Raw genomic sequence first — 19881 nt, 5'->3', positions numbered from 1 at the left:
CAGGGTCCGTCTAGAGTTCTTCCCAGACCGAACGGAGTTTCGTGCCGGGCCGGCGAAGCAGTGCTGACCCATCGCTGACGACGGCCCCCGGCTCGTGCCTGAGCCGCCGGACGCCGGGGATGATGTCGTGTTTCAGCGCCTGTGCGCCCTTGATGAGGAGAACGCCAGCGAACCCGGCAAGCACGACCAGCGCGGACAGTCCCATCACGAGAGCGATGTCGGCCCGAGTCGCCAGCAGGTTCTGTTCGGTCACCGTATCCGCGAACCAGCCCAGCAAGAGCGGTAAGGCGGCGACGGCAGCCGTCTTCAGGATGGCGTCGGCCCGTCGGTCCCACCGGTTCTCGTGTTCGGCTTCGGCGGCCGCACGCCCCTGCTGCCGGTACGTCGCCGCCGGAACGAGTTCCACGCCCGCCAGACTCTCACCGTCCGCGATGCGTCGTGACACCGCCGACGCACGGTCGCTCGCCCGGTCGACGACCCGGTCGCGGTCGATCCCCTGGAGTGCGCGTAGCCGTTCGGTGACGAGGCGAGCGTCCGCGAGCGCAGCCGTTACTTCCTCCTCGTCGAGGTCGTCGAACGCGAGTTCGAACTGCCGGTCCGGATAGTCGGCGAGCAGTTCGAAGTCGGTCACACCGGCCCGGACCCGCTCGCGGATCTGCTGTTGGTCCCGGCGGCGCTGGTGTTCGTCCTGATCGGCGAACCCGTCACGGATGCGGGACCGCTGTGTCTTGGTCAGCAGTGACGCTGGTTTGTCCTCGAACCGCTCGCTGTCAGACATCGGTATCAGCGGGCGGAGAGTGACTGACCGCATCGGCTTGGTTCCGGGCGACCACCGACTGAGTTCTCTGAGATCGATCTTGTAGGGAGGGTGCACATCACAGTCGAGCAACGAACGCGACGACAAAAACAGCCCCGATGTCGGGAAAACACCATTCGGGGGCTCCGTGGCACGGTCGAGTATCAGTTCTTGTAATCAGCCGAATGTATTTACCAACCAAACAGTAGTTAGGTGTATATGGGAGACCGGGTCGAAATTCTGCACGTGGAAGGCGACTCGGAGTTCGCTGAGAGAACTCGTGAGTACTTCGACCAAGTCGGGGACAGGTTCCGGGTCCGGACGGTTTCGGGGGCAACCGCGGCGCTGGACGAGCTGTCTACGCCCCGTATCGACTGTGTTATTTCCAACTACGAGATCGCTGGGATGGACGGCCTAGCACTTCTCGAACGTGTCCGTGAGGAGTTCCCGGACCTTCCGTTTATCATCTTTACCGGGGCCGGATCGGAAGCGGTCGCCAGCGAAGCACTCACCGGCGGTGCGACCGACTACATCCGGAGAGACGAGGAGACTGAACAGTTCGATCTGTTGGCGAACCGCGTCCGGAACGCCGTCGAGCGGTACCGTGCAACCCGCCGAGCAGCCGCCGAGGAACGGGTCAGCCGGGTGATCAGAGCTGTCGATCGGGCGCTGGTCCGGGCAGATTCGGAGGCCGACATCGAGCAGGACTGCTGTGAGATTCTCGGCGACGCCGACCCGTACACGTTCGCGTGGATCGGCGGCGTCGACCCGGAGACCGACCGGATCGAACCGCGTGCTCACGACGGCGACGCGGGCGAATATCTCGACTCGATCACGATCACTGCCGACGAGACGCCGACGGGAAACGGTCCCGCAGGTCGGGCCGCCAAGACGGGGGAGATCGCTGTCTCACAGAACATTTACGACGACGAGGCGTTCGAACCCTGGCACGACACCGCGATAGAGTACGGGTTCCAGTCCGTCGCTGCGATCCCACTGCGGTACGAGTCACAGCGATACGGGCTGCTCGTGGTGTATGCCGACCGTTCATACGCCTTCGACGAGGCGGAGCGAGACCTGTTGAGGGATCTCGGCGACGACATTGCTCACGCGCTTCACAGCCGCAGAATCCGGGACGAACTCCGGCAAACGACCGTCCGGATGGAAGCGTTGTTCGCCGATGCACCCGACATGATCACCGTCCACGAGGCTGACGGGACGTTGGTCGACGCGAACCAGACCATCTGCGAACAGTTGGGCTACGCGCCCGAGGAACTCGTCGGGATGTCTGTCTGGGATATCGACCCTGAGACCGACCCGGCCGAATCCCGGGCGCTCTGGGACCGGATGGACGACGGGAGCCGTCACGAAGTGGAGACGAGGTTTCGCCGCGAGGACGGGTCGACGTTCCCCGTCGCGGTCCACCTCCGAAAGACCCGAGTGGACGGTGACACCCAGTTTGTCGTCCACAGCCGAGATATCAGTGACCGGAAAGAGCGCGAACAGATACTGGAGACACAGTCGGAAGCGCTCACGGCGGCCTACGACGGGATGGCGATTCTGGATGCCGACAACAGGTATATTTTCGTGAATCCGGCCCACGCCGGGATATACGGTTACGACGACCCCGACGCGCTCCTCGGTGAGAGCTGGCGACTGTGTTACAAGCCCGACGAGGCAGCCCGATTCGAGCGAGAGGTCTTCCCCGAACTCGCCGAACACGGGGAGTGGTTCGGCGAAGCCACGGGGGTCCGGGCCGACGGCGAGACGTTCCCACAGGAGGTCTCACTGACGAGGCTCGAAAACGGCCAACTCATCTGTGTCGTCAGGGACGTCACCGAGCGACGAACCTATCTCCGGAACCTCGAAGCGATACAGCGACGGACCCAGTCACTCATGGGGACAGAGACGGTCGTCGAGACGGCACAGGTGGCTGTCGAGACTGCCCAGGAGGTACTAGACGCGGAACTCAGTGGGTTCCACGAACTCACCGAGGACGGAAGCGAATTGCGACTGGTCACAGAGACGGAGCCGATCAGCGAGACGTTCGAGCAGCCGCCCGGCTACGACCGGGAGAGCGAGGACCCGGTCTCGGAGGTGGTCTGGGAGGTCTTCGAGTCGGGCGACCCGCTCTACGTGTCGGACACGGCCGACCACGACCGGCTGGCGGGGAACACACCGGCTCGTAGCGGTATCATCCAGCCGATCGAAGACCGGGGCGTGTTCATCATCTCCTCGACTTCCCCGGGCGTCTTCGACGAGACAGACCGGGCGCTCGTGGACCTACTCACGTCCGCGCTGACGGTGGCGCTTCGCCGCGTCGACCGCGAATCCCTCCTCCAGCAACGGGAGCGCGAGCTCACACGCCAGAACGAACGGCTGGAGGAGTTCGCGAGCGTCGTCAGCCACGACCTGCGGAACCCGTTAGAGGTAATCAGCGGCTCGCTAGAACTCGCGGAAGAGACGGGAAATCAGGAACATTTCGATCGAGGGCGTCGTGCGATCGAGCGGATGGCACAGCTCATCGACGATCTGCTGTCGCTCGCCCGGCAAGAACGGCCGGTCACCGAGACCGATCGGGTCGACGTCGGGACCGTCGCCAGACGCTGTTGGGCGACCGTCGCCACCGGCGGGGCACGGCTCCAAGTCAAGGGCTCTATCGAACTGCCCGCGAGCGAAAGCCGACTCAAACAGCTCTTCGAGAACCTGTTTCGCAACGCCGTCGAACACGGTTCGACGGACAATCCGACAGCGTCCGATGACGCCGTGGAGGACGGCTCCACCGACAACCGGCCGGAGTCCGGTGACAGCGTCGAAGACGGCGGTGAGGGCGTGACCATCACTGTCGGGGTACTGTCGTCGGACCCCGGGTTCTACGTCGCCGACGACGGGCCGGGGATTCCGCCGGAGGACCGTGAGCAGGTCTTCGAGAGCGGCTACTCGACGGCTCCCGACGGTACCGGGTTCGGCCTCGCCATCGTCGACCGCATCGCGTCGGTCCACGGGTGGGACCTCTCGCTGACCGAGAGTGAGGACGGTGGCGCACGGTTCGAAGTGGTGACCGATCCGTCGGATTGATCGGGCGAAGAACTGTTCCCGGTCTGTCAGGCCCCACTCGACTGTCACCGGTCGCCCACCGACGCCACTTGTGGCGGGGCTCCGATAGAGCCATTGGCCGCGCCCCCCAACGAGTCGGTGTGGCGCCCGCCCTCTCGAATCTAGTGATCACTGTCGCCGTTGGCCCCGGCATCCTGGCCCACGAGTACGCCCACTACCTGGCGTGTCGCCTGACGGGAGTCGACGTGTACTCGCCGCCTGCGGTTCGGCCGTTTGCAGACGACGCGGTTCTGGAACACGAACCGGTCGACTCCTTCGGTGCCGATTTCCCCATCGCGGTCGCTCCTTTCGCGGTCAACTCGATGCTTGCCTTCGTGGCGTTCTGGGCCGTCCACGCCACTGCCGGTCCCGCCCAGTGGTTCTGGCTCTGGCTCGGCATCGCCTTCGGGTTCACGGCGTTGCCAAGCGACACCGACACTGCTTCGCTGTTCCGGACCGCGAAGGCGCTTCCGGGATCGGTGCGTCCGCTGGGATATCTGCTCGCAGCGCCGGTGTGGCTGGCGACGCGATCGATGGCCGTTGCCGGCGTGCTGACCGCCCTTTGGACGGGTCTCCTGTTCGTCCAGAGTGCAGGTGTCGGCTGAAAACGGGTCCCGGAACGTGCTCAGAGCGTGAACTGATCGACAGTGGTCCCGGCGGTCTCCAGATCGGTACTCGTCGCGGCGGCGACTGTCACCTGGTTCTCACCCGATATCACGTCGAGTCTGACGACGAACTTCCCGCTCGTGGGTTCGGTGACGGCGGTCTCGGCCGGTGTCTTGATGGCCACGAGATCCCCGTCGGTCTCGACGGTAACGACCAGTGCGCCGGCCTCGTAGTTCGTGTCGACCCACAGTTCCGGGCCGTCGGGCCGTTCGGTTTCGAGATAGCGCTGTCGGACGACTTCGGGCGTCTCGATCGGTTCGCCGTTGTCGATCCCGTGTGCCAGCCGGACGAACTGCGCCATCGACCAGGCCAGCGGGGTCGCGGAGCCGGTCCCCTCGCCGAACTCCCAGTTGTAGTCGCTCGGGCGTTCGATGTCCCATACCTGCTCGGGAATCATCCGGCCGGTGTTGGCGAACCCTTCCATGGTCTCCAGCAGCCGTTCGGGCGCGTCTTCGTCCGTTGCACCCGCGAGCAGTTCGTACTCGCCACGTTCGCCGGTGAAGATCGGCCAGAGCCGCCCCTTCCCGTCGGGTTCGTGGGGGTGCCACGGCGCGCCCTCGCGTTCGCGTTCGAGTTCGCCGTAGCCGTCGCCGTTGTACCGGTAAAAGGCCGGCCCGTGGGGGGTCTCGACGCGGATCGTGTCGTCGACCGCGGAGACGCTGTTGCGGATCGTTTCGTCGTCCCACGGTTTGATCCCCAGGCGAACGAGTTCGAGGAAGCCGGCGTCGACGATCGCACGTTCTTCGAGTGTCGGCCCGCCGTTTGCCAGCGCCCGGCGGGACCCGTCGTCGGGGTCGCCGTGGCGCGTGATCCGGCAGTAGTACGGCGTCTGGTCGAGCCCGCTCGTTCCTTCTCCGCTCGCGGTCCAGTCCTCGACCTCGTCGACCCAGGCGTCGGCGACCGCGTGCCAGACGAGCGCATCGGCCGTGTTCCCCTCCGCTGTCGCCAGCGAGCCGGCACACGTCAGCCCGGCGATCTCCGCGGCCAGGGAACTCGGCGAGAAGCCCGACTCCTCCTCCCAGCGCTCCTGTGCGGTGACCGGGCCGTTCCGGACGACGTAGTCCGACGAGCGCTGGACGTTCTCGTATTCGTAGTCGGCGTCGCCGAAGCCGATACCTTCCTGGGCGAGGTGGTAGGCCATCACTTGCGGGAACGAGATGTTGTCCATCTGTTCGCCGCCCCAGCGGGTCCGACCCTGGAGGTAGGTGTTCTGCGGGATGAACCCCTGCTCGTCCTGCTGGTACTCGTAGATGTACGAGAGCGCCTCCTGTGCGGTCTCCAGTTCCCCGACCGCCTGGAAGGCCGTAAACGTCTGGTAGAGATCGCGCGACCAGACGAAGTTGTAGCCGTAGGCCTTCTGCTGGTCCGCCGGGACGGCCTCGCCCCACGGCACGGACGGACTCGCGATGGCCGCTCCGTGGTATGTCTTGTCCTCACAGGCCTGCAAGACCATCAACGAGGCCTTGTACTGTGCCGTCAGTTCCTCGTCGTGGGCCACCGAGGCCGGGAGTTCCTTGTCGGCCAGGAACGACTCCCAACTGTCCTCGTAGCCGTCTCTGACGGTACTGAACCCACGTGCGAGGGCACCGTCTGCCTCACCGAGCGCGCCAGCAGTGTCGGACTCCCTGGCAAAGCCTAGCGCGACTGTCTCACCGAGCGATTGGCCGGAACCGATCCGACCGACGAGAACGACGTTCTCCTCGTCGACCTCGTTGGTCGAGTCGGGGATCTCGCCGTCGACAAACAGGCCGTGGATACGATCCGTGCCGGCCACTTCGGCCGAAGCCCAGTCGAACGAGGACGCGCTCGACAGCGCAACGGCGACGTTGAACGGCTCGCCGTCGTCGTCGACCAACAGCGGGTCCTCGTCGTGAAGGTCGAACGCGGTCGCGTCCCGGGCGGCCAGCGAGTAGTCGCCCGGTTGCCCGAGTAACAGCCCACGGTCCGTATCGCCTGTGTTCGTCAACGCCGTGTCCGCGACGGTGAAGACGTCGTAGGTGTTGTCGTCGTCGGCCTCGAAGGTCACCTTCGCGAGCAGGGCGTCGTGTTCGGGGTCGGTGACGTAGTCGACGATCAGCGTCCACTTGTGGCCGTGGCTGTCGCCAGTCTCGACGATGGAATGACGGAACACGAGCGCGTCCTCCTCGACGAGCTGGGCCGACCGCTCGATCGTCTCGGTGTGGTCGTCCGTGCGGGTCTCGTTGTGGGTCCGGGCGACGTACTCGGAGTCTTCGTCCGTGTCGACGACCAGGAAGTCCATCGTCCGGAGGTTCATCGTGTCGATCCGGGGATACCGAACCTCGGTCAACGCCCCCTCGGTCAGCGTGAACCACACCTTCGACGAGCCGTCGGTGTGGTGGTCGGCGACGGTCCCGACGCCGAACTTCTCGCCGGTCGTCCAGGTCGGTTGGTTACCTGGCCCCTCGGGCGCCGACGGCGTGGGTAGCGCCCCCAAGTCTTTGAGGACGGCTGTCGCCCGGAGCCGGACCGCGTGGGTCCACCCCAGTGGCGCAGCGCTGTCGGGCCGGCCGTCGTCGAAGACCTGCTCGGCCAGGTAGCCGGCGTCCGTGACGAACGGGCCGTCGCTTTCCAGAGGTCTGTACAGCTCGCCGGCCAGATCGAGGACGTCCTCGGCAGCCTCGCCCTCGGACTGGAGGAGCATCCCGAGTTCCGCGGCCGCAGTGGTCCCCAGCGCTGTCGCGACCGACCAGAGCTTCTCGTGGCCCTGGCCGTTGGTCCGCCATCTGTCTCCCTCGTAACGGATCAGCCCGGTGACGCCGTCGCCGGCGTCCCGGTACAGCGCGTCGACGACGTTCTCGACGTGTGACTGGAGGCGGGTCAGCGTCACCTCGTCGACGGGGTTGATCTCGGCGTAGGCCCGGACGGCACCGGCCAGTTCCAGCGCGGCGGAGTCGGCGACCTCGTCGAGAGTCCCGTCGTCGAGCCGCATCGCGTAGAACTCCCGGTCGGCGCTCCAGAGTTCGTCAACCGCGCCGTAGACCTGCTCGGCCTGGGCGGCGGCGTGTTCACGCAGGCCGGGTTCCAGGGGGGCGTCGGCGACCGTCGCGTACGCCTCCAGGAATTTCGCGGTCGTGTGGGCGAACTGTCCGGACATGTCCTCCCAGGCGTTCTGACACCGCTCGGGGAGGCCGTTGTCGGCGAGCGTCTCGTCGAGGCCCTCGACCGCGTCGTGGATGGTCTCGACGATCTTCGAACGGGTCTCGGCAGTCAGGACGTTCTCGCGCTCGCTCAGCAACTCCGCGAGGTAGGTCGTGACGGCTGCGGTCTGGTCGGCCTGGTAGCCGTCGCCCTCGCCTTCGAGCCGCTCGTTGGCCCATCCCGGGGCCAGCCGCTCGTCGACGGCCCAGATCCGGTGTGGCCAGGTTCCGTCGTCGAGCTGGGTCCGACAGTACAGCATCGCGCTGTCGAGCAGTCGGTCGTCGAGGTCGAGCCCGAGGCGGGTGTCGGCATCGAGCAGTGCGGCGGAGACCTCGCTGTCGTCGCGGAACCACGTGTAGCCGTAGCCGCCGGTGTGTTCGAAGAACGGGTCGAACTCGGGGGCGGCGAGCCGCGCACCGGTCGGGCCGGTCAGCAGCGACAGCGCCCGGAGGTCGGCAGTAACGGCGTCCTCGTTCGGCGTATCGGCGGGAACCTCGTCCATCGAGCGTTCGAGCGCGGCGTCCCGGAGATCGTCGACGGAGGCGTGTGACCGCGCGGCGTGGGTCACGTCGATGAGTGCCTGCTCGCGGCTCGTCTCGTCGTGGTCGGACAGCTGTGTGGTCAGCGTCGTCCGTGCCGCCCGGCCGACCTGTTCGAGGTCGGCGGTCACGACGATGTCGCCCGTCAGCGCCTCCTGATCGGGTTTGCCCTCGTTGCGTTCACGCGGGTACTGGATCGACGCGTCGTCGAGCAACTCGCCCATCCGCTCGACGCGGTTGCCCATGGCCATCTCCAGGGGTGTCGAGGCGGCGACGTAGTCGTGTTCCCGGCGGTGGTACACCTCGACGACTCGTTCGTCGTTGTAGCCGGCCGCCTCGTGGATGAGACGGCTGACCTGTGTCTCCTTCCCCTCGGGTGCGAGCGTCAGGAACGCGACGAGCTGTGCGTCCGGCGGGACCTCGCCGCGGAGTTCGACGTGCGTGAGGTGTGCCCGTCCGAGTGTCAGGTCGTACTGGTGGATACTGAACTCCCCAGCGTCGTACTCGGTCTCGACGAGAGCGGTCTCGCGATAGTAGTGTTGTCGGATCGGCTCGGTGTGGTCGAACCACAAGACGCCGTCGCCGGTGTCGATCCCCAGCCGGGACCGGTCGACGCCGTGGAGCCCGGAGAGTTCCGCGGAGTAGTCGCGGAACGATCCGTCGCGCTCGACGTAGAGGAGTCGGTCGCCGAACCCGGAGAACGTCCCCGTGGTCGTCGGGGCCTCGCCGGGAAACGGCTCGTCGAGGCGGCGTTTGTAGTCATTTAGTGCCGTGCGCAGGCGCATGCTTGAGAGAGAGCGGAGATCATTCATAACACCTGTGATGGAGGCGAGTCTTAATACCACCCGTAGTACCCGAGTGAGAAAGCTCTTTTACGGCGTCCCGAGAGGAGATACGTAGAGATGGACCACCCAGGACCACCCCGGTTTCTCGCCGTCGGTGAGACGACGGAACTCGCACCGCGTGACCCAGACCCCGCCGTGACGTACCGCTGGGAGATTTCGGACAGCCCCGACGACAGCGCTGTCGAACTCGAAGACGACGAGGCTGTCGTCTACTTCACACCCGACGAACCCGGCGAGTATACGGCTTCGTTGTCGACGCCCGAGACGACCCACCACCTCACGCTGCGCGTGTTCCCCGCCGACATCGCGGTCGCGAGCGGCGGGACGGGGGAAAGCGGGTACGCTGGTGGCTCCGGATTCTCGGGAGCCAGCGGTATGAGCGGCTTCTCGGGCGGCCAGAGCGGGAGCGCCCGCTCGGGTAATCTCGCCAGCCAGGGGGACCAGCAAGCCCGTCCCCGGCTGAAACTCAGCGGGAAAACCGAGGACGGTGTCGTGACGGTCCGGGCGACGGTCAAGACGACTCCCCGTGGGGACGAGGAAGACGAGACGCTCGCCGTCGAGTTCGTCGTCGACGACCGCGACTCTATCCCCGAGGACTTCGAGACCGACCACCGGACCGCGACGTTCTCGCTCGACTCGATCGACGAGCCGGTCCGGATACGTGCGGTGGCGCTCGGCGAGCAGTACAGCGTGCCGGACACCGTCCGCGTCCATCCGGACGGGGCCGTCGAGAACCTCAACGAACCCCCCGAGTGGAGCACGGGGATGACGCTCTACGAGGTGTACGTCCGGGGCTACAAGGAGGCCGACGGGGACCAGTCGGTCTTCGAGGTCATCCAGGCCAACCTCGACGAGATCCAGGACCTGGGGGTCAACACGCTCTGGCTCACGCCGATCCTCCAACACGACGGCTACGACCACGGCTACAACATCACCGACTTCTTCTCGGTCGCCGACGACCTCGGCACCGAAGAGGAGTTCGAGGACCTCGTCACGGCGGCTCACGACCGCGACATGCACGTCCTGTTCGACCTCGTGTTGAATCACTCCGCGCGCGACCACGAGTTCTTCCAGCGGGCACAGGCCAACGATCCGGAGTTTCGCGACTACTACGAGTGGCAAGCGGACGGCACCCCCGGCACCTACTTCGAGTGGGAGTACATCGCGAACTTCAACTACCGCAACCTGGAGGTCCGACGGCACCTGCTCGACGCCGTCGACAAGTGGGCCGAGTACGTCGACGGGTTCCGCTGTGACATGGCCTGGGCCGTCCCGGACCCGTTCTGGCAGGAGATCCGCGAACGTCTGCGCTCCCGGGACGGCGAGTTCCTGTTGCTCGACGAGACCATCCCCTACATCGCGGACTTCCACGATCTGGCCTTCGACATCCACTTCGACACGACGCTGTATTTCACGCTGCGCCAGATCGGTCGCGGCGACGTGCCGGCAGACGAACTGACCGACGCCTACAGACAGCGCGCTGTCACCGGCTTCCCCGACCACGCCGGCTTCATGCTCTACATCGAGAACCACGACGAGACCCGCTACGTCGAGGAGTGTGGGCGCGGCGCCGTCGAGGCCGCCGCCGCCGCGCAGTTCACGCTGCCCGGCGTCCCGATGATCTACGCCGGCCAGGAGATCGGCGAGCGCAACCGCCGCGGGAAGATCCACTGGGAGCACGCCCAGGAGGACCTCCGGGAGTACTACAAGCGCCTGACCAGCGCCCGCAACGCCATCCCGGCGCTCCAGTACGAGGGTGACTACGAGGATATCGAGTACCAGGCGGACAGCGAGGCGGTCGTCGCCTACGCCCGCGAGGCCGACGAGCGCTACGTCGTCGCACTGAACTTCGGCGAGGGTGACGCGACGGTCTCGTTCCCCGCCGAGTCCGTCGACGCGACCGACGCGGTGTCCGGTGACGGCGTCGCCACGGGCGACGGTGACGCGACCGTCGACAACGTCGTCGTCCTGCCCGCCGGCGACTGAGCGTTCCGGCACCGTCGTGACCGGCGAGGCGACCCCATCCCGGTACGGTGGTCCCTTTCTGTCAGTCCCGGGCGTGGCGTTCGGTCACGTTCCGGAGTCGCTGAGCGACACCCTGGTCGTAGCCATCCTCGGTGATCCGCCACGTCCAGTTGCCCTCGGCGGTCCCGGGCGTGTTGAACCGCGTCTCGCCGCCCAGTCCGAGCAGGTCCTGCATCTGCGTGATCGCGAATATCGAGTCGGCGGCCCAGACGGCCTCAACGACGGCCCAGTTGATCTCGTGGCCGTCCGAATCCATGTAGAAGTGCAGACAGTCCCGCTGGCGGTCGCTGATCTCGTCGCGGTACCACCCCATCACGGTGTTCGTGTCGTGGGTGGAGGTGTAGGCCACCGAGTCCTGCGGGTAGACGTGGGGCATGTACATGTGGTCCTCCGTACACCAGTCGGCGTAGAGGGCCACGTTCATGCCAGGCGCGCCCAGCGACTCGCGCAACTCGCGCAGTTCCGGGGTGATCCCGCCGAGGTTCTCGACGATGATCGGGAGTTCGCCCAGCGCCGACTCGACGGCCTCGAACAGTGCCCGGCCGGGACCCTCGCGCCACTCGCCGTCGGCGGCGGTCGGGGCGTCCGCCGGGATGGCCCAGTAGCTCTCGAACCCCTTGAAGTGGTCGACGCGGGTGATGTCGACCCGAGAGAGCAACGCCTCGAACCGCTCGATCCACCACTCGTAGCCGTCCGCTGCCATCGCGTCCCAGTCGTAGAGGGGGTTGCCCCAGCGCTGGCCGGTCCCGTCACCGCTGGGATTCGTCGGCATCCCGGCGACTGCGGCGGGTTCGTTGTCGTCGTTCAGGTCGAACAGCTCCGGGTTCGCCCAGACGTCGGCACTGTCCATTCCCATATAAATGGGCATGTCCCCGATGATCCGGACGCCGTGCTCGTTCGCGTACTCGTGGACGCGTCGCCACTGGCGGTCGAAGCAGAACTGGACGAACTCCCGGAAGCGGATTTCTTCGGACAGTTCGTCCCGGTACCGGGCGAGAGCGTCGGGGTCGCGCTGTTTGGCGTCGGCGGGCCACTGGGTCCAGCCGTCGCCGCCGAAGTGGGCTTTCAGCGCCCGGAAGAGCGCGTAGTCGGCCAGCCAGGAGTCGTTGTCGGCGGCGAACTCGTCCAGCGCACGGTTCTCGCTCTCGCCTGCCGTCTCCCGGAACCTGTCGAAGGCGGTCCGCAGTTTCCGCTGTTTGTACTCGCCGACACGGTCGTACTCCACCCAGTGTCCGTCGAAGTCGGGCCGGTCCGCGAGGTCGTCGTCGGTCAGCCACCCGTCGGCGACGAGTTCGTCGAGACTGACCAGCAGGGGGTTGCCGGCGAACGACGAGTGAGTCTGGTACGGGGAGTTCCCGAAGGCGCCGTCGGTCGGCCCCAGCGGACAGATCTGCCACAGCCCCTGACCCGCGGCGGCGAGGTAGTCGACGAACTGTTCGGCCGGGTCGCCGAGCGTCCCGACCCCGTCCGGGCTCGGTAGCGACGTGAGATGCAGGAAGATCCCACTCGACCGCTCGAACTCCATGCCGGACCTCTTCGACAGGGAGGCACAAAAGCCCGGCCCTCGTCACCGTGGTCGGTCATTCCTCGCCGAACTGGGCTTCGACAGCCTGTCGGTCGATCTTCGACGGGCCGCTCGTGGGCATCTCCTCGACGAACGCGAGGTGTCGCGGGTGTTTGAAGCCGGCCAGTCGGTCCTCCAGGAACCCGCGGAGGTCAGCCAGCGTCAGGGCGTCGTCGCCCTGGACGACGGCTTTCCCGACCTGTCCCCACTGATCGTCCGGGACGGGGATCACGACGACCTCCGCGACATCGGGATGGTCGGCGATGGCGTCCTCTACTTCGGCTGGGTAGACGTTCTCGCCGCCGCTGACGTACATCTCCTTCTTGCGGCCCTCGATGTGGTAGTACCCGTCGGCGTCCTCGCGAGCGAGGTCGCCGGTCGCGACGAACGCCCCGAAGGTCGCAGCGGTCTCCTCGGGATTGTCGAGATAGCCGGCGGCGGCGTGGGGTGATCGGAGGACCAGTTCGCCGATCTCGCCTTGCTGGACCGGGTCGCCGTCGTCGTCGACGATCCGGGCGTCGACGTGGAGCGCCGGTTTCCCGACAGCATCGGCCTTCTCGGGGGGCCACCCGTCGGGCATCGCGAAGTTGTTAGGGCCACACTCGGTGAGGCCGTACCCTTGAGAGAGGTCGACGCCCCGGTCCCACCACGTCTCCATGACCGACTGTCGGCAGGGGCCGCCGCCGGACTTGGCGAACCGCAGTTGCGAGAGGTCGGCCGTCGCCCAGCGGTCGTGATCGGTCATCATCCGCAACACGGCCGGGACGGCGACGAGGACGGTCCCGCCCTCCTCGTCGATGACCGAGAGGACTCCCCCGGGATCGAACTCCCGGGCGATGACGACGGTCCCACCCATGTGCCACAGCGGGACCGTGAGGACGTTCCAGCCACCGGTGTGGAACATCGGAAACACCATCGGCGTCACGTCGTCGTCGCGCAACCCCCAGGCGGTGATCGTGTTGACCGAGTTCCAGACGATACCTTCGTGTGTGAGAACCGTCTCTTTCGGCGTCCCGGTCGAGCCGCCGGTGTGCAACAGGAGATGGGGGTCCTCGGGCGCGACGGGTGGCGTCTCGACGGGGGAGCCGTCCGCCGGAAGTGCTTCGTCGTACGGCACCGGATCGCGGAACCCATCGACGGCGTCCCCATCACCGCTTCCCAGCGTGAGGACGGCAGGGTCGACGCCGCCCTCGTCGAGCGCCGACGCGACATCCGCCGCGAACGGCGCTTCGACCGCGAGGACCGTCGGGTCGACGCGGGCCAGCAGTTCACCGAGTTCGGGCGGTGCGAGGCGGTGGGAGAGCGGTGCCAGGGTACTCCCGGTCTTCGCGGTGGCGAAAAACAGGTCGACTACCGCCGGTCGGTTTCGCGAGACGACGGCGACGCTGTCGCCCGTCCCGACGCCGTACTCCCGGAGCAGACGGACCGCTCGGTTGGCCCGCCGGTCCAGGTCGGCGTAGGTGAACCGCTCGCCGGTGGTCGCGTCGACCAGCCCCTCCCGCTCGGGGGTCAATGCGGCCCGTTTCTCGCTCCAGGCGCCGACCCACTCCTGGGGGGCCGATCGATCAAACATCGTCGAGAAACTCCAGCAGGCGGTCGGTGACCCGTTCCCGGCGCTCGATGAACAGGAGGTGTGGGGCGCCCTCTAACGTGACGAACTCCACGTCGGGAAGCCCCGCGGCCAGCAGTTCGCCGTTCTCGTAGGGGACGACGCGGTCGGCGGTACCGTGTACGAGCAGCGTCGGCTGTGTGATCTCGCCGAGTCGGTCGTGGACGTCGAAGGCCTCGACGCCGGCGGCCTGCCAGGTCCGGGCCTGCTCGCTGGCGTCGCTGTCCAGTCGCCACTCGACGATCCGGTCGATCAGCTCCTGGTTGTCGGCCCAAAACCCCTCGGTCATGGCCGGGCGCATCTTGTACCGGATCGCCTCGCGCTCGTCGGCGTCTTCGGGGACGCCGAACATCCGTTCCAGCGTCTCCTCGGGAATGGGGGCCTCCTCGGGACCGCCCGGTGAGGTACACATCAGCGTCAGCGAGCGGGCGCGGTCGTACTCCAGCGCGTACTGCTGGGCGATCATCCCGCCCATGCTCGCGCCGACGACGTGGGCCGACTCGACGCCGGCGTGGTCTAGGACGGCTTCGAGGTCACTCGCCATCTCCGGGACGGTGTACGGGCCGTCGGGTTCGTCGGACTCCCCTGTGCCGCGGTTGTCCCAGCGGATGCTCTCGTAGTCGTCGCTGACGGCCCGGTGTTGCCAGCGCCACATCCACCGACCATAGCCCAGTCCCTCGACGAAGACGACGGTCTCGGCGTTGCCCGGTCCCTCGCGCTCGTAGGCCAGACGGACGCCGTCGTTGTTCGCATATGGCATATCGTATCGTACTCCCGCGTTCTCCTTCAAGGGAGACGTTACCATGTGAACGTCCCGGGGCTAGGCGGTCCACTTCAGGACGCTCGCCGCCCAGGTGTAGCCGGTGCCGGCCGCCAGACAGAGGACCACGTCGCCGTCGTCTCTCTCGTCCCGGCACTCCGTCAGCGCGAGCACCTGGTCACAGCTCTGGACGTGGCCGTAGTCGTCCAGATACCGGTGCTGGTCGTCGGCCAGCCCGAACTCCGAACACAGGTATTCGTGGAACGACCGCTTCATGTGGGTGATCGCGGCGAAGTCGATCTCGCCGATCCCGTACCCCGACCGGTCCAGTGCGTCGGTAGCGACCGATCTGAAGTTCGGCAGGCTCTCCTCGGCGAGGCGTTCCTTCATCGACTCGTGGTCGGGAACTCGGAGGGAATGCGCGCCAGTCTCGACCGTCTCGTGGCTCGCCGGACGGGCGCTTCCGCCGGCCGGGACGATCACGTCTCTGGCGAAACTCCCGTCAGTCAGGCTCGCGCTCTCCCGGACGCTGGCGAGCGCCCGGTCGCCGCCGTCGGCTTCGAGGACCGCGGCCGTCGCACCGCTACCGAAGTTGAACATGAAGGAGGTGTCGCCGTCGTCGTAGTCGACCAGGTCCTCCTCGCGGCTGGCGGCAACCAGCAGCACCCGCTCCGTCGCCGGCTCGGCGGCCAGCAACGCCCTCGCTTCCCTGAGTGCGACGGGAAAACCAGCACAGAGCGCGTAGCTCTCGGTCGCGCCGGCACCGGCCGCACCGATCTCCTCGGCGACGGCGGCCGCGGCGTTCCAGACCACGTGGTCCTTGTACTCGCTCCCGTGGTACCGGACCATATCCAACGTGTCGGCGCCGATGCCGGCGTCATCGAGTGCCTCCCGGGCCGCCGCGACACACATCTCCGAGAGATGGTCGGCATCGGGCGGGCAGACGTGTTTCCGACGGACCCCCATCTTCTCACGGACGACGGCTTCGGGAATCCCGCTCCGGTCGGCGATCTCCTCGGCGGTCATCGTCGGCTCGGGGAGGTAGGTCCCCAGCCCGGTGACGTGGACGGTCATTCGTCCCCGTCCCGGAGTTTCGCCGGGAGGGCGTCGGCGAAGGTCCCACCGAGACGGTTTCTGATCGTCCCCAGCAGGCCGTCGGGGACGTAGAGGACGAACAGCACGAACACGACACCGACATAGAGGCTGGCGTGGCCGTTCAGTAGCGTGTCGATGAGGCCACCGACGGTCATCCCGCCGACGACCGGCGTCGACAGGGTCCCCTCGCCGAGTAGCAGACGGAGGTACGGGAGCAACCCGCCACCCTGCCCGGACTTCGAGAGGAATTCGCGGACCGTCTCGTCGAACAACCGGCCGTACAGCGGGCCGGCGAGCGTCCCGAACCCGCCGATGATACTCGCGAGGAGGGCGTCACCGGAGACCAGGAAGTAGAAGGAGTTCTCGGGACTGGCCGACCGTCTGAAGCCGGCGAACAGGCCACCGGCGATGCCCGCGAAGAAGCCGCTCATACAGAAGGCGGCCAGTTTGTAGACGTAGGTGTTGTAGCCGATCGCGACCGCCCGTTCCTCGTTTTCCCGAATGGCGATCATCACGCGACCGAACGGCGAGTGGATGATCCGCTGCATCGCGAAGTAACAGATCATGACGACGAGTCCGACCATGTAGAACGAGACGGTCGTCCCCGACAGCGTCGTCCCCAGCAGCGACACCTCGTCGCCGGTGAGGACGCCGATCGCGAGGTTGAGCTGGTCGACCCACGGGACCCCGATCTCGAAGCCGCTGGCGTGGCTGGGGCCGACGGCGGGACCGTCACGGGGGTTGCGCGCGACGTAGTCCCAGCCCCTGATGAACACGTACAGCACCTGTGCGAACCCCAGCGTGATCATCGCGAAGTACACCCCCGACAGCCGGAACGAGACCAACCCGACCAGCAGGGCGACGACGACGGCCAGCAGTCCCGCGACCAGCAGCGAGAGCATGAATGGCGTCTCCGGCCCCAGCAGTGGGAACTTCCCGTTGGCGACGAGGATGACGGTGTAGGCACCGGTCCCGTAGAAGGCCGCGTGGCCGAAGGAGAGATAGCCAGTGTAGCCGCTGATGAAGTCAAAGGACATCGCGAACAGGCCGAAATACAGCACGCCGACCATCGTCTCGACAGTCGGCAACAGCATCTCGGCCTCGTACTGGACTGGGGAGTTCAACAGCGTGTGGTAGATCGAGGGGTACACCGCCAACAGGAGGATGATCGCCACGTGGGCGGCGTGCGAGCGGAGGTAGGCCACGGGCCAGGACACCTCGGTCGGCGTCCCGGCCTGGGTCTCGGTGCTAATGGCCACCCACCCCCTCGACGCCGAACAGCCCCTGTGGCCGGACGATCAGCGTCACCACGAGCACCAGGAACAGGACGAGTTCCGGCAGCCCGGTGAACTGGATGTAGTTCTGGAACCACCAGGTCATCACCGAGTCGGTCATCCCGACGACGACGGCGGCGACGACGGTCCCGCGGAAGGTCCCCAGGCCGCCGACGATGACGACGATGAACGCCGGCAGCAGCGTCTCCGCTGCGAGCGGGACGCTCGCGCCCCACGTCGCGTCCCACATCAACAGGGTCCCGGCCGCACCGGCCAGTCCGATCCCCAGCGCGAAGACGACGGTGAACACCTGCCGAACGTCGATCCCCAACGCCGCGGCCATCTCGGAGTCCTCGCTGCCGGCACGGATGTACAACCCATAGCGGGTCTTGGTGAGGAACGCCCAGATGCCTACGACGGTGACGATCCCGAGAACGATCTGGAAGACGGCCAGCCAGCGGACACTGATCCCGGCGACGGCCGCGGGCTCGCGAAGGAACTGCGGTTTCGTCGCCAACGCCGCCTGCCAGTCCGAGATCGGCTGCATCCCGAACACGCCCAGGACGATGCGGACGATCTCGTCGATCACGAGCGTCAGGCCGAAAGTCAGCAGGATCTGGTAGATCGGCGGCCGGTCGTACAGCGGTCGGATGAGCGAGGTCTCGATGGCCCCGCCCAGGACGGTGAGTACGGCGAAGACCAGCAGGATGGCGACGAAAAACACCGCTAGCCGGGTCACCGATCCGGTCGCTTGCCCGACGGCCGTGACCATCACCAGCCCGCCCAGGTAGGCACCGACCATCGTCAGCGAACCGTGCGCGAAGTTCAACACGCCCATGAGCCCGAATATCAGCGTCAGCCCGCTGGCGATCATCACGTACAGCGCGGACTTCGCCAGCCCGTTGACGACGACCGTCCCGAGTTCCGGGATCGTCAGGAACTCACCAAGCGTTTCGAGGATCATGCGGACAGATACCTCCTGAACCGCTCGTCCTCGGCCGAGACCGCGTTCGAGTCCCCGTCGTCGACGACGACCCCGTGGTCGACGATGTAGAACCGATCCGAGAGGTCGAGCGCCAGCGGGAGGTTCTGTTCGACGAGCAGGATCGTGGCTTCGGCACTCGCTTCCGAGAGCGCCTCCGCCACGTCCGCGACGATCTGTGGGGCCAGTCCCTCGCTGGGTTCGTCGACCAGTAGGAGGTCGTTCTCGCCGACCAATCCGCGGGCGATGGCGAGCATCTGCTGTTGGCCCCCCGAGAGCGTACCGGCGTCCTGCCGGCGTCGCTCTTCGAGGATCGGGAAGGCGTCGAAGGCCAGCCCGAGTCCCTCGGAGATCGAATCCGTGTCGGGGATCGCCGCCCGGAGGTTCTCCTCGACGGTCAACTGCCCGAAGATGCGCCGTTCCTCGGGAATCCAGCCGACGCCGCGGTCGGCGACCTCGTGGGTCTCCAACCCGACAAGTGATTCTCCCCGGAACGTGATCTCACCCTCCCGTGGTGGGGTCAACTGGAGGATCGAGCGCAGCGTCGTCGTCTTTCCGACGCCGTTTCGCCCGACCAGCGCGACGACCTCGCTCTCCGCGACGGTCAGGTCGATCCCTTGGAGGATGTGGCTGTCGCCGTAGTAGGTGTTGACTCCCGAGAGTTCCAGTAGGCTCATGCCACACCCCCCTCGTCGGTTGACTCGTCGCCCTCGTCAAGACTGCCGGGCTCGTACCCGCCGAGATACGCCGACTGGACGTCTGGGTTGGCACGGACCGCCTCGGGTGGGCCGTCGGCGATGACAGCACCCTGGTGGAGGACGACGACTCGCTCGGAGACGTCCATCACGATGTCCATGTTGTGTTCGACGAGCAACACGGCGTGGTCCTCGGCGACATCCTCGATGAGGTCGCGGACCTCGTCGACGCTCTCGGAGGAGACGCCGGCGTTGGGTTCGTCCAGCAACAGGACCGACGGATCGCCGGCAAGTGCCATCCCGACTTCCAGTTTTCGCTTGGCGCCGTGACTGAGCGTGCTCGGGGGGTCGTGAGCCCGGTCCGCTAACCCAACACGTTCCAGAATCTCGTGTGCGCGCTCGGTGTACTCCTCGAAGTGATCGACGTTGCGCCAGAAGCGGGTCGAATCACTGCCATGGGCCTGTTCTGCCACCCGAACGTTCTCGAGGACGGTGCTGTTGGGGAACACCGAGGTCACCTGGTACGACCGGTGGATGCCCCGCTGTGCCGTCTCGTGTGGCGGCGCGTCGGTGATGTCGTCCCACTGCTCGTCCCGCCGGAGTTCGACGGTCCCGTCGCTGGGCTCCAACACTCCCGTCAGGAGGTTGAAGAACGTCGTCTTGCCGGCACCGTTGGGTCCGATGAGCGAACAGAGTTCGTCGCCGAGTTCGAACGATACGTCGTCGACGGCGGTCAGACCGCCGAACCGCTTCGTGAGGTCCCGCGTTCTGAGCAT

Annotated in this window: 13 protein-coding genes; 3 read left to right on the top strand and 10 right to left on the bottom strand. The window is 66.6% G+C overall.

All coding sequences use genetic code 11. The features are described from left to right. Positions 1-10: 10 nt before the first annotated feature. Positions 11-811 carry a hypothetical protein gene (locus tag VJ109_RS00550; protein ID WP_324758248.1) on the bottom strand — a complete coding sequence of 267 codons (801 nt, stop codon included), beginning with the start codon at positions 809-811 and terminating at the stop codon, positions 11-13. Positions 812-1015: 204 nt separating this feature from the next. Here VJ109_RS00550 and VJ109_RS00545 point away from each other — a divergent pair, with 204 nt between their 5' ends. Both VJ109_RS00545 and VJ109_RS00540 read left to right on the top strand, forming a co-directional pair. Then, a complete protein-coding gene (locus VJ109_RS00545; RefSeq protein WP_324758247.1) occupies positions 1016-3874 on the top strand; it encodes a PAS domain S-box protein in 2859 nt (952 codons plus the stop codon). A gap of 119 nt (positions 3875-3993) precedes the next feature. Beyond that, on the top strand, positions 3994-4497 hold the full coding sequence (locus tag VJ109_RS00540; RefSeq protein ID WP_324758245.1) for a hypothetical protein: 504 nt from the start codon (positions 3994-3996) through the stop codon (positions 4495-4497). A 20-nt stretch (positions 4498-4517) separates the two neighbouring features. Here the strand turns inward: VJ109_RS00540 and VJ109_RS00535 are convergent, their stop codons facing one another. Further along, a complete protein-coding gene (locus VJ109_RS00535; protein WP_324758244.1) occupies positions 4518-9041 on the bottom strand; it encodes a DUF7997 domain-containing protein in 4524 nt (1507 codons plus the stop codon). Between the two features lie 117 nt (positions 9042-9158). Between VJ109_RS00535 and malA the strand changes: the two genes are divergently transcribed. Further along, positions 9159-11087, top strand: coding sequence for an alpha-amylase MalA (malA, locus tag VJ109_RS00530; protein WP_324758243.1), 1929 nt, complete (start codon positions 9159-9161; stop codon positions 11085-11087). A 61-nt stretch (positions 11088-11148) separates the two neighbouring features. On the opposite strand, the gene malQ is transcribed toward malA, so the two are convergent. The 8 genes from malQ to VJ109_RS00490 all read right to left on the bottom strand — a co-directional run bounded on the left by malQ (position 11149) and on the right by VJ109_RS00490 (position 19881). Then, entirely contained in the window at positions 11149-12651 is a 1503-nt protein-coding gene (gene malQ / locus VJ109_RS00525) for a 4-alpha-glucanotransferase (protein ID WP_324758241.1), read from the bottom strand. Between the two features lie 55 nt (positions 12652-12706). Continuing rightward, entirely contained in the window at positions 12707-14263 is a 1557-nt protein-coding gene (locus VJ109_RS00520) for an AMP-binding protein (RefSeq protein ID WP_324758239.1), read from the bottom strand. Further along, on the bottom strand, positions 14256-15059 hold the full coding sequence (locus VJ109_RS00515; RefSeq protein ID WP_324758237.1) for an alpha/beta fold hydrolase: 804 nt from the start codon (positions 15057-15059) through the stop codon (positions 14256-14258). Before VJ109_RS00515 ends, VJ109_RS00520 begins: the two co-directional genes overlap by 8 nt. 60 nt (positions 15060-15119) lie before the next feature. Beyond that, the gene (locus VJ109_RS00510; RefSeq protein ID WP_324758236.1) at positions 15120-16133 is read right to left on the bottom strand and encodes a 3-oxoacyl-ACP synthase; all 1014 of its coding nucleotides are present in this window, start codon (positions 16131-16133) and stop codon (positions 15120-15122) included. Beyond that, complete coding sequence (locus VJ109_RS00505; RefSeq protein ID WP_324760363.1) at positions 16130-17293, bottom strand: branched-chain amino acid ABC transporter permease; 1164 nt, start codon at positions 17291-17293, stop codon at positions 16130-16132. The genes VJ109_RS00510 and VJ109_RS00505 overlap by 4 nt, the downstream gene beginning before the upstream one ends. A 109-nt stretch (positions 17294-17402) precedes the next feature. Beyond that, on the bottom strand, positions 17403-18392 hold the full coding sequence (locus VJ109_RS00500) for a branched-chain amino acid ABC transporter permease (RefSeq protein ID WP_324758234.1): 990 nt from the start codon (positions 18390-18392) through the stop codon (positions 17403-17405). Further along, entirely contained in the window at positions 18389-19087 is a 699-nt protein-coding gene (locus tag VJ109_RS00495; protein ID WP_324758233.1) for an ABC transporter ATP-binding protein, read from the bottom strand. The genes VJ109_RS00500 and VJ109_RS00495 overlap by 4 nt, the downstream gene beginning before the upstream one ends. Beyond that, complete coding sequence (locus VJ109_RS00490; protein WP_324758231.1) at positions 19084-19881, bottom strand: ABC transporter ATP-binding protein; 798 nt, start codon at positions 19879-19881, stop codon at positions 19084-19086. The genes VJ109_RS00495 and VJ109_RS00490 overlap by 4 nt, the downstream gene beginning before the upstream one ends.

Origin of the sequence: Haloarcula montana (genome assembly GCF_035666295.1) — an archaeon.
Taxonomy (GTDB): domain Archaea; phylum Halobacteriota; class Halobacteria; order Halobacteriales; family Haloarculaceae; genus Haloarcula; species Haloarcula montana.
The sequence above is the reverse complement of the archived record's forward strand: the minus strand, read 5'-3'. Positions and strand labels throughout refer to the sequence as shown.

Coding starts and splice junctions, on each gene's coding strand:
- malQ (WP_324758241.1), bottom strand. CDS start 12,651: ATGGAGTTCGAGCGGTCGAGTGGGATCTTCCTGCATCTCACGTCGCTA.
- VJ109_RS00490 (WP_324758231.1), bottom strand. CDS start 19,881: ATGCTCAGAACGCGGGACCTCACGAAGCGGTTCGGCGGTCTGACCGCC.
- VJ109_RS00515 (WP_324758237.1), bottom strand. CDS start 15,059: ATGCCATATGCGAACAACGACGGCGTCCGTCTGGCCTACGAGCGCGAG.
- VJ109_RS00510 (WP_324758236.1), bottom strand. CDS start 16,133: ATGACCGTCCACGTCACCGGGCTGGGGACCTACCTCCCCGAGCCGACG.
- malA (WP_324758243.1), top strand. CDS start 9,159: ATGGACCACCCAGGACCACCCCGGTTTCTCGCCGTCGGTGAGACGACG.
- VJ109_RS00535 (WP_324758244.1), bottom strand. CDS start 9,041: ATGCGCCTGCGCACGGCACTAAATGACTACAAACGCCGCCTCGACGAG.
- VJ109_RS00550 (WP_324758248.1), bottom strand. CDS start 811: ATGCGGTCAGTCACTCTCCGCCCGCTGATACCGATGTCTGACAGCGAG.
- VJ109_RS00500 (WP_324758234.1), bottom strand. CDS start 18,392: ATGATCCTCGAAACGCTTGGTGAGTTCCTGACGATCCCGGAACTCGGG.
- VJ109_RS00520 (WP_324758239.1), bottom strand. CDS start 14,263: ATGTTTGATCGATCGGCCCCCCAGGAGTGGGTCGGCGCCTGGAGCGAG.
- VJ109_RS00545 (WP_324758247.1), top strand. CDS start 1,016: ATGGGAGACCGGGTCGAAATTCTGCACGTGGAAGGCGACTCGGAGTTC.
- VJ109_RS00495 (WP_324758233.1), bottom strand. CDS start 19,087: ATGAGCCTACTGGAACTCTCGGGAGTCAACACCTACTACGGCGACAGC.